Annotated in this window: 8 protein-coding genes; 3 read left to right on the top strand and 5 right to left on the bottom strand. The window is 37.7% G+C overall.

Annotated elements, in window-relative coordinates:
- Positions 1-118 precede the first annotated feature (118 nt).
- Positions 119-1,999, top strand: a complete 1,881-nt coding sequence (locus YQ22_RS12320; RefSeq protein ID WP_232231179.1) for a tetratricopeptide repeat-containing sensor histidine kinase — start codon at positions 119-121, stop codon at positions 1,997-1,999.
- Positions 1,996-2,631 (top strand): response regulator transcription factor, encoded by a 636-nt coding sequence (locus YQ22_RS12315; RefSeq protein ID WP_071341435.1) that lies wholly within the window; start codon positions 1,996-1,998, stop codon positions 2,629-2,631. The genes YQ22_RS12320 and YQ22_RS12315 overlap by 4 nt, the downstream gene beginning before the upstream one ends.
- A gap of 13 nt (positions 2,632-2,644) precedes the next feature.
- Here YQ22_RS12315 and YQ22_RS12310 read toward each other — a convergent pair whose 3' ends face one another.
- Positions 2,645-3,637, bottom strand: coding sequence for a hypothetical protein (locus tag YQ22_RS12310; RefSeq protein WP_156894567.1), 993 nt, complete (start codon positions 3,635-3,637; stop codon positions 2,645-2,647).
- A gap of 154 nt (positions 3,638-3,791) precedes the next feature.
- On the opposite strand from YQ22_RS12310, the gene YQ22_RS12305 reads away from it, so the two are divergent.
- The gene (locus YQ22_RS12305) at positions 3,792-4,187 is read left to right on the top strand and encodes a hypothetical protein (protein ID WP_071341433.1); all 396 of its coding nucleotides are present in this window, start codon (positions 3,792-3,794) and stop codon (positions 4,185-4,187) included.
- 89 nt (positions 4,188-4,276) lie between these two features.
- Here the strand turns inward: YQ22_RS12305 and YQ22_RS12300 are convergent, their stop codons facing one another.
- The 4 genes from YQ22_RS12300 to YQ22_RS12285 all read right to left on the bottom strand — a co-directional run bounded on the left by YQ22_RS12300 (position 4,277) and on the right by YQ22_RS12285 (position 11,082).
- Positions 4,277-4,966, bottom strand: coding sequence for a hypothetical protein (locus tag YQ22_RS12300; protein WP_071341432.1), 690 nt, complete (start codon positions 4,964-4,966; stop codon positions 4,277-4,279).
- Positions 4,967-5,112: 146 nt separating this feature from the next.
- Entirely contained in the window at positions 5,113-5,487 is a 375-nt protein-coding gene (locus YQ22_RS12295) for a hypothetical protein (protein WP_232231178.1), read from the bottom strand.
- Between the two features lie 67 nt (positions 5,488-5,554).
- Positions 5,555-5,968 carry a hypothetical protein gene (locus YQ22_RS12290; protein WP_083414250.1) on the bottom strand — a complete coding sequence of 138 codons (414 nt, stop codon included), beginning with the start codon at positions 5,966-5,968 and terminating at the stop codon, positions 5,555-5,557.
- A gap of 119 nt (positions 5,969-6,087) precedes the next feature.
- Positions 6,088-11,082 carry a DUF4132 domain-containing protein gene (locus YQ22_RS12285; protein ID WP_071341431.1) on the bottom strand — a complete coding sequence of 1,665 codons (4,995 nt, stop codon included), beginning with the start codon at positions 11,080-11,082 and terminating at the stop codon, positions 6,088-6,090.
- Between the last annotated feature and the right edge of the window lie 179 nt (positions 11,083-11,261).

The following is an 11,261-nucleotide window of genomic DNA, read 5'->3' as shown; positions in this document are numbered from 1 at the left end:
TGGTAATTTTGCCCATTCTTAAATGAAGCTACGCACACTACATAAAATCTTTATCGTCTTCCTATTTTTAGGGGTTTACGCGAATATTTGGTCGCAAAAATCAGAAGCAAACCCGCTAATGGACTCGCTTTCATACGTTTATCAAAAAAACGTGTATTCACAACCTGTTTTAGCCAAGGAAGCTGCGCAAAAATGGTTGGAAGAAAGTGAAAAACAAGGCTTAAAAATCCATACCATTAGAGCGCATTATGCACTTGCGAATCTAGGAAATATTTCGGGCGATTATAAAAGTGCAGTGAACGAAACTCAAAAAACCATTGCCCTTCTTAAAGAGCTCAACATGGAAAATGGTTTGGCGGCCAGCTATAATATTTTGGCATTGGGCTATAAAAACCTTGGCAACTACCCAAAGGCAATGGAAAGCTTTTTGGAGTGTTTACGGTATGCAGAAAAAATGGATGACACCCAGCAAGAAGCCAATGCCTACCAAAACATAGCTACCTTATATGTTTTACAAGAAGAGTATAAAAAGGCAACCGAAAATTTAGACCGTGCTGCGAATCTATATCGTGCTTTAGGTGATGATGATGGTGTTCTGGTTACTTTATTCAATTTCGCAAGTATTTTAAAAGAACAAGGTAAATATGATGAGGCTCGCGAACACTTTAAAACAGTGTTAGAATATCGTGAGAAAGAAGGAAACAAAGCAGTAATAGCATATATCAACATGAATCTTTCCCAAATGTTGGTGAAAGAAGAAAAATATGATGAAGCCGTAATTTCCTTAAAGAAAACCTTGTCCCTTTTAAAGGAAGTTGAGTTTACGTCTGATATGGTAATCATTTTAAACGACCTTGGCTTGTGCGAAAGCAAACTAGGACATACCAAAAAAGCCATCTCCTATTTTGAGCAAGCGCTGCAAATGGGTGAAGAACAAGCTATAAAACAATATAAATCTGACATCTTTAAAAACCTTTCCCAACTTTACCAAGATGAAGGCGATTATAAAAAAGCCCTGGCATTTTATGAAAAAGGTGTGAGTACATTATCACAGCAGAATTCTCTTGATAAAGAAAAATATGTTGCTGAACTACAAGAGCGGTATGAAACGCAACTAAAAGAAACCAGGATCAACCTTCTTGAAAAAGAACAAAAACTGGGCGAAGCAGAACTGCAAAAAGCAGAACTTACCGCAAAAAGACAACGCCTCATTAGAAACGTATTTATTGCCGGTTTTATCCTGGTTTTATTGTCATTGCTTATTCTGCGTCATCAATACGTTAAACGCTTAAAGGTACAGCAAGAATTAAGCTTACAGCGCGAAGAAAATGCCGATCAGAAAATCAACCAAATGATCAAGGACTATAGATTATCTGCCGTTGAAAGGTATCAACAAGGTCAAGATGAAGAGCGTGCACGTTTGGCTCGTGAAATCCATGACGGTATTGGTAGTGATTTGGCAGGGATTAAAATTGCTTTTGAGCATTATGTGGAAGACCAACAAGAGAAGCCACAGACCAAGCGAATATTAACGGCAATAAATAATGCGTGTACAGATGTTCGCGGACTGTCCCATCAATTACATCCACCGGCTTTTGCCGCACTGGGGTTTACCAATTTTTTGGGTGATTTTATTGACCAAATCTCCGCAAGTGATACTATAGATTTTCAAACCTTCTTTTACCCGGAAGAAGATATCAACAAACTGCCAGATGCCCTTCTTGCAGATGTGTACCGCGTTGTACAAGAATTGGTCAACAATATTCTAAAACATGCCGAAGCCACCAATGCGGAAGTACAGCTTACCAAGCATTATGACCATTTGAACATTGTGGTCAATGATAATGGCAAAGGCTTTCAAGAACATAAAAAACAAGGAATAGGTCTACGAAATATTAAGGAGCGCCTTTCTAAAATGAAAGGTACTTTAGATATAGACAGTAGCGCCAGTAGCGGAACATCTATCACCATAGATATTCCATTAAAACAGACCATGTGAAGAAAATTAACATCATAATAGCGGACGATCACTTAATGTTTCTTGAAGGAATCAACACCATTTTAGGTGACATGCCAGAAATTGGAGAAGTTCATCTTGCCACAGAAGGAAAACAGGTGGTACGGCTGTTGAACCAGTTTGACATCGGCTTGATCATCAGTGACATCAATATGCCAAAAATGGACGGTATGGAGTTGTTGACCGAGATAAAAAAGAAGCACGGTACCGTAAAAATTATCATGCTGAGCATGTTAGACAATCATAGAACGGTACATAAGGTCATTCAAAAAGGTGCAGATGGTTTTGTGCCCAAATTTACCAGCAAAGAAGAACTGCAGAAAGCGGTACGTACCGTTTTAGATGGCGAACAATACTTTTCTGAAATTATTAAGCAACGCTATATGGAAAGTATTTTTGAGCGAAAAAAGTACAAGAATATTGAACTTTCTCCCAGAGAGAAAGAAGTATTGTCCCTGTTGGCAGACGAGCTGACATCGAAAGAAATATCGGAAAAACTATTTATTTCGGTTAATACCGTGGAAACCCACAGAAAGAATATCCTGTTAAAAACTGGCTCAAAAACCACAACAGGAGCTGTAAAATATGCTATAGAATCTGGCTTGTTCGATTAAGACTAGAGCATTATTACATCTGAATACCCTCGGCTTCCACTTTTAATTTGATAAGAGCTAAGGTCTCATCATAGGAGATATTATCATTTTCTTGACTTACCATTTCACCAAAATACAAATGCCCCGTTTGTATATCGTAGTACGTAATATACAGCCCCGTTAAGGGGTTTTGCCATTTCTCATTTTTATCATTGTCTATGGTTTTATCTTTTAGGTATTGCACCCAAGCAATTTTTGACAAACTAGATTTATCTAAAATGATTTTGCGGTAATTATCGTCTATTTCATAATTAGGATACGAGGCATCCAAATCGGTCTGAATACGTTGTTTTATGTCCTTTTCTATGGTAACAAAATTGTTCATAGTAGCAGAAAGCATAAACATCTGCGGGTGCCATTGATTTTCAATATTCTCTAGCGGAATGTCAATAAACCCCTCAGGATGGGCTTTCGTCTTAATGAACAAAGACATGGTATATGGAATATCCAACTCCTCATAAACACTGTTCAGCCTAGCAACAAACCTTTTAATTACATCATGTAAAGCAGCCGTTTCTATTTCCCCCGGAACAAAAATCTCAAACCTATCGTTCTCAAATTTTATTTCAGGTATATCATTTACAAAATCGGCTTTTACGTTTTGTCGTGTTTCATAGCGCTTGCGTTCTCTTTCGTAAAGGTCCGCAATTTTCAAGTTTTCCGTTCCATAATACGATAAGGTATCGTTCTCCAATAGCTCTTTTGGATTCACATGGCAGTAGAATTCAATTTCAGGTATTTCTTTATGAAAAATAACTACGGTAAACATGTTCGGGTTCATGGTAGCGGCATTAAAGAACCTATTCAGTTCCCTAAAACCTAACTCGCCCTTGTGTTCTTTCTCTAAGTAATGTTCCAAATTCTGAGCAGCTTTATTGTTTGAAATCCCACCCATAAAACGGGAAAAATTGCTTACAAAAATGAAAAACAGCACTAGCAAAACGCCTATAACAATCAATGTTTTCATACCTGAAATTTTATAAAGTGAAGTTACCATGATTGCCTTGTAAGCACCTCACGGAATTCCGTGAGTTTTACATTTCACTTAAATGGGGTGCTTAGAAACTAACGTGCCAAAATACCTTTGAAGTATTCAAAATTACATCTAAAAAACAATCATAATGGGATTACAGGAAAAAAGAGCCGCAAAAGCAATTGAAGAACAATATGTAGGGGATTACCAAAAAGAAATAAATGAAATAGTAGGTAAAGAATTACCTATTAACATTAATTGGGACACCTTTGAAATGGATTATATAAAATTTGTACCAAGTGTATGTTTACAACGTGTTACAGATGCCTTTAAAGAAGTATGTTCAGATGATTTAGGTAAAGAAGCCATTGCAGAAAGCATTAATAGCATTGAAGTATTCTGTATTGCCAATGACGGTGCAGAAGACAAAAAAGAATTGAAAATAGCAGATGGTGTATTCTCACTAACTGCATGTTGGGGAGGTCACCACAGCGGGTATTTCTCTGATTTGGTTATAAGAGAATTCTTAGAGAACAATCTTTAAGAGTATTGGTCTATAAAGACTATGTTGTTACAAAAAAAGGAAAGCCAAGTTGGCTTTCCTTTTTTGTTTTCATCAATCTTATTTTAAGCTTATAAACACTTCTCTATACGATCCTGCAGTACCGTTTTTGACGCCACACTCTTTAATCCCTTAGAAAAGTTTAAGCATACAGTAAGCATATTGTTTTGTAGGTTTACTGTATTTTCCTCTCCCAAGTGAAACGAGAGCTCTTTTACAGCGTTTACAAATGCTTCTTTGGCTAAATCGTCCGCGGCTATTGCTGCTAATGTTTCTTGCAATAGCACTATTGTTTTCTTTGCATAGTACTTTTCAAGATCTTCTGGTTTTTCTGCATAGTCATAATTAATGACAATTGCCTTACCCAACATTTTCTCGACCGATTGTTCTACATCCCTTATTTCCTTTTTAAGTTGAAGTACGGTTGGTACATCTTCTGCATTTGGCGTAAAAGGAATGTTACCATCTGAAAATTGATATAGGTAATTTTCAATATTCCCTAGCGAGATGGAAGCAATTGAATGCAACTCTACATATTGTAAATCTGGTTTATGGTCATACCAATTCCCCAATAAAACAATACTTTTTTCCGTATCATAATTAATGAAGTACCCAGAGACATTACCTCTACTGGTACCAATAGACACGTTAGGCATTTGGGGTTTTTCTTTATTTCGTTCTTCGTCCGCTATTCCTTGAAGGGTTTTGAGTACCTGGGAAATTTCTAGTACAGGTAGCTGCAGCATTGTCTTAAAATCCATAGTTCTGTTTTAATTTAAGACAGTAAAGATGGAACGTATAGCGCTGAAATTAGTACCCATTTTCAGTGATATTGCATCTTCAATAAAAGTTAATGCATATTGGTATTTCATTTTAGGTGAAGCGCTTTATTTATTCACCTAAAACGCTAATCCAAAACTTGATTAATTGCCGTCATTCTTTTTAGAAGAATAGGCACGAACAAAGCGAATTTAGCATTGAATTCTTCTTGCGATGCAGCCGTGTTTATGGTTTTCACCATACTGCCCCAACTGTTGAACAGAGCTTCTTCGGCATTTTCACCATCGGTGTCCATATTCATGGCTTTTACCAGTTTAAAATTCTCATCATCATTATAAAAACCGGTGGTCTTCACCTTTTCAAAAATGTTCTCAAGGATGCTTTGCGTAGCTAGAAGTTCGGTTACGCCAAGTGTTGCTTCTTGTGATGTTTTGATAGCTTCAAAAACGTCTATCATTAAATTCTGTACCTCATCATTGATACTCTCGTCTAAATATGTCAAAATCGTATGTGTTTTAGTTGTTTGTTTGTGTTCTATAATGGTTTTTTTACGCTGATATTTAAAGTAACTACCAATAGGTACCCACCAAAAATGTCATTCGAATAAAGGCAATGACACTTTCGTTGCTGAGTGCTATTGGTGCTTTTAAATCGGTTACCTCATCATCATCTATGAATACAACAAAGAGTCCGTCTTTAAAAGCAAGCAAAACATTATCAATTGCTTTTTGCTCATCGGCGAGGTCCTTATTTGCCAAATCGCCAAAATCTACTTTACCGCTTTGTGCCTGATCCTGAATTTCTGTGGGACTTAAAAAACCGACCACATTGACTTCCATTCGCTTTTTGTTGAAAGCCGCCACTTGGTTTTTTACGCAACCTATTAAAAGTTCTCCAAGATTCTTTGGAGTTTCCACTAAGGTGAAAGGCACTTGCTTTACCTTTTTCTTACCGAGTCTTTTTAGCTGTAATGTAATTTCCATTGATCTCTGTTTTGTTTAGCGTTAGGGATTGTCGTGGAAAGCCCACAGTGCGATAGCACGCGGACTTGCAACAAAAGCCCGACCCCACCTAAGTGGGGTAACGCCATTATTCTTGTTATTTAGCTATTTATCTGCGCCAAAATTGTTGGATCTTGTATTTTATTATCCTCTGATAGTAACTTCATTTTTGAAATGATCTCGGCAGATTTTGGGTCGTCATCCACAAAGGGTAAAAACATACGCCCCCTGTGCTGACTGTGCACTGGAATAATGGATAACGACAAGCCTTTTTTGCTTACTTGACCGCTACCTAAATGTATACTGTACTCGCCCAACGTGCCCTGTATAAATATGTGACGCTCTTTAACCGTTATATTGCTCAGCTTAAACAATTTTGCCGACTCTTCTGCCAAGGCAGCACGCATTTGCATGGTACTGTGGCTTGCTTCTGGATCTACACCACCAACATGTGCTACACTTACCACAAGATCCATATCTCTCATAATCTCACTAAAAACCACAGCCGGAATTTCTGTTAGCGGAATACGCTCATGCGTTTCAATGGAGTGGAAACAAACTTCTTCTAGCGTTGGTGCCTCTACATCTGACGGGGAATACCAGTCTGCCATAGCATACATGGTAGCAATGAAACCGCGTTTATGATATACTTTCTGTAAGCCTTCTTCCCTACTCACCGTCCAACCGCGACCCCTTAAAAGTGCTACGGTTTGCTTGGGCTGAATTTGATGTCCTTGGTAACGCTCAGACCTATTGCTGTGCTCGCGCTCATCTTCAGTAAGTAGATACAATTCTCTAAATACCTGCTTAAAAGGCTGTACCAAACGCTCTGCAAAAAGGTGTTTCTGATATACATCCCATTCTACCGCTGTATATAAATGCGATGCATGGGCAATGACCAACTCATCTTCTTCTTGCAATTGATGGGTTTTTCCGGAAACGTCGGTAAGGCTACCATCGGTATAGAAACCGGAGATTTCCTTATTTGGAGCGAACAGTACCAATTTGCTCAACATCACCTTCACGATAGGATGCTGCATCATTTTATGAATCTCCAAAGCGGTAAACTTATCTTCATTTACCATAGCATTCTCTAGCGACAAACGTGTTCTACTATATTGCCTTGAGAGGTAGGTTTTATTCTCTTTTAATGCGATTACCTGCTTGTCTTTTCGCAACTTGGCCGGTATGGATTTTAAAGATTTATCACCTTTTGCAACTATAATTTCGGCTTTTCCAAGATCATTGATGACCAGAGTAATTTGGGTATCATCAATAGACAACACCGCATTTTCCATTATAGTCCGGGTTGCCTTTGCCTCCATTGCCCAACCAAAACGTACGCGATCTAGATAACCCGCATTCCTTGACAAATTATCTAGTGCAATTTCTACTGCTGCCTTTTCACTTTCTTGGCGCTGAGCCCCAAACTGCTTGCTTTCCTTTAAAAAATCTTGCAACAGGTTATAACGCTTCAACAAATCTTTTTCAGGTACGGTTTTGCTCAACGGAATCAACCCTAAGGCACGTACATAATCTTTATCTCGCTTATCTTTTATCTTCTTTAATGTCTCGGTAATTTTCACCTCGCCCAACATTACGCTGGAGTATAATTTTACCAGTCTGTGCGCATTACCATCTGTAATATATTTAGCGGCATCATGCAAAATTTTCCAGTTGGCTTTACTCAAACTGCCATATACTTTATTGAACCAATCTATATCAATGGCACCCAACGAAAAGTCCGATTTTGGAATATTGGAATACCTTGAAATAATGGTTTCTTTCTCGCTACTCATATAATCAGATGCGTGCGCCTGAAACCACCAAACGGCATCTTCCAGTTTTTCCAATCCTAGATATTCACCAATAACACCTGACCACTGGGTAGCGTAGCACGCCACTTCTATTAGTCGTTTTTTAGATATTTTATGCTCGTCTGCAAGTGCTACAAAATCAGCATAACTTTCGGTTTCCTTAAATGTCGTCTTCTTTAAAATAGCGCTGAAAAGTGATTTTTTACTATTACCATAATAGCTATAACCACGCTCAAAGGTATCTTTACCCAAACGCTGCAACACTTTAAAAACATAGTCTACCCCTTCAACGGTATTAATGGAAAAAATATACTCCGTTGCCGGTGTCACCAAATCTCCCCGTTCCAGCTCAGTTTCCAACAGGTTCGTTTTTAAGGGTAAAAACACATGTTTAGGAACCAAATTTTCAGTTAGCGTACCTCTGCGAATTCTATAATTATAGCCACCATCTATAATGGTCATTAGATCATTGGAATACAGTGCTTGGAAAAGTAGGTCGTCATCATTTATAAATCCTGCTTTATAGAGCCTTAAGGTTACTTCTACATCTGGAAAATTAAGGTTGCCAGAATTTCGTTTTTCCCTGGTAATTTCCTGTATATCCGTAACCGTATCAGGATGTCCAAAATCCTGTGCCACCAAGTACATTTGAATGTCCCAGAATCTTTTTAAATCTTCATTACTTAATAAATTAATCTCGCCAACACTTAGATCACCTGCATACGATGTAATAATATTTGCCCAGTTAGCGGTTATAGAATGATGGTACCCACTTAATTGAAATTTATAATTTTGCAACCTTTTGGGAAATGAAGCCACCATGTCTTCAAAAACATCTAGCTTATAGGAAACAATGGTTTCCCTATCCGCATATACTATGAACAAGCGCCTGATTATAGTAATGTACGTTCTTATTTTGGTATAATAGTTTTCTTCGCTATTGATATTTAACCCCGTTAAATCTGGATAAAATTGTTTTATATAAGGTACCAGTTCTTCATACTGTCCAAAAGGATAACTCTTATGGTTTAGAAAACGCAATACGGCACTCATTTCAAAATCGTTCAACTTACTTTGTTCGTACCAGGCTACCCAAACATTGGACAATGGTAAATTATGTAAACGATCCTGTGCCGTGGCATGCTCATCTAGTTTTTTCATATCATGAAGCCCTCGGTTAATAAAGGTGGTGTCGTTCTCACCTTGATAGCCCTCCATCTGATATTCATACGTACCATTTTCAGCAACCAGAGCAATTAATGCATTGACAGTGGTAATTATCTTATCAATGTCAATGATATCCTTAAATTTAAAGTCTGAAGACTGAGAGGTTTTAATACCCAGCTTATCCAAAAAATTAGATTTAACCTCAAAACGAGGCTGTGGCTGGTAAAGAGCACTTAAGTTATTGTAATCTACAGTCCCAAAACCGTTACTGAAATTGTATTCATCCTTATTTTTAACGAACTTATTTAAAAGTACTTGTTCATTTTTGGAGATTTTGGGTCGCTCCTTAAATGTAGCCACCTGAGCTTCTACAAAATCTGGATATCTGTTCTCAGCATCTAAAATGGTTAGTATCTCTAAACCTGCCAATCGTTGATCAATACTTTTTGCGGTAACCAAGTTGCCGGCACTCTGTTTTATGGTATCATTAGGTAAAGACACCAGCAGTTGTATTACGGCGGTACGCATACTTTTGTTCTTCCGTTTCAACAGATCTTCGGCAATCTCCAAATCGGTATCGTATAAATGCATTTTGCGGAAAATGTTGAGTCCCGTTGCCATAACACACTCATTTCTATTGTATACAGCCTTTCTTGCCAACGCCCTGCGCCATGAGTATTGATCATAGTTCAGCTTTACTTTTTTCTCATCTGTCTTATAATGGTGAAATGCATAACTATAATGTATTGGAAAAACTTTACGAATGTAAGTCTCCCTAAATTCTGACGGCAATTCATCTAGATCGTTTGCCATAAGCTCCAGCTGTTGCTCGGTTGCCTCATGCAATAAAAACTGATAGAAATATTGAGAATTAGGGGTAAAACTCCACCAAGAGAAAATCTTGCTTTCATAAGTTTTTCCCTTATCCTCAACTGTTTTTGCGACCTCGAATAATTTGGTAAACGTATCATTATCCAACTGCATTTCCGGTAAGTTTACCGCCATCCAATGATCTAGGGCATAATCTTTACCTAATTCTTGTATAAAATATGCAACCAAAGAATCATTGGTACGATCCGTTTTACTCATAAAGTAAAGCGCTAGAATTTTCTTGTTTCTATCGGCTGAAGAATACACGATATCCAAGGCTTTTGCATTGGCTTTATCAACATCCAAAATACCTATAGCCCATAATGCCACATACACCTCAATATTATCTTTACTTTTCAGAAGTGTGTCTACTTCCTTTAAGTTAAGAATTAAAGAGTGCGCCAGTTCCAAAATACGATTGATGACCGATTTCTTAGGCGCCTCCCAGTTTAACCCAAACCAGGTATTTACCGCCCTTACAACGCTACTGAAACGGGTAAGGTCATTCTCCAACACTACATTGATCATGTATTTTAAAGACTGGAGACCTGCTTCATCCATAGATTCCAGAATGGACTGTCGCAAACCTTCTTGACGTTGAGCAGCCAATAATAGTTTACCCACCATGTCCCAGTGTTTTTCATCTTCCGACAGTAATAAAGCTTTGATAATATCTTGACTTACACCACCAATTTCATCTTCACCTTGTAAAATATCGTTCAACAGCTCATTGAACATATCACCACTATTTTGCAAAACAATAGCGAAAAAAACACTGTTGCCATGTGGATAATATGTGCTGTATTGAAAATGTTCTTGCAAGCTTAATCCACAAAAACCTACACGGCTATTGTATAAAAATTGACTAAAAATAGTTAGCTTATTTTGTAAAATATCTTCACTTGGTTGTGATCTAAAGGCTTTGCGATCATAGCTTCTTTGGTAAGGCATGGTATTGATAAAATCCCACATGGCAGATAAATACGGTGCTTGTACCACGCCAAATAATTGTATACCCAAACGCATACCTTCTTCGGTCAACCAAGGGTTTATGGTCAAGGGATCATCAAACTCGTTAATGAAATCGTTACTATTGTAATATTCATATTTCTCCTTCTTTATACGTCCTAGAATTTGCCCAAGCCTTCTGTAGGGCTGAGAAAATGAACGAAACTCAAAACGATCTACGGCTGGTTTTTGGTGTTGGGCTATATATTTGTGCGCTTTTTGTGCTGGAATCATATGATGCTATTCTTTATGCTTTATATTCTGAAATGATGACATTACGGATTGTATCTACATATTAACTTATGCTGTACAATGTTATTTTACAGTCTCCAATTAATTATGGCAAGGTAGCCGGAAAGTAACTTTTCTTTCTACCGGAATTTGGGGATTTTTCAACCTACAGGATTTTTTTA

Source organism: Maribacter sp. 1_2014MBL_MicDiv (assembly GCF_001865655.1).
In the GTDB taxonomy this organism is placed as follows: Bacteria; Bacteroidota; Bacteroidia; order Flavobacteriales; family Flavobacteriaceae; genus Maribacter; species Maribacter dokdonensis.
This window is presented reverse-complemented; position numbering and strand designations above follow the sequence as displayed.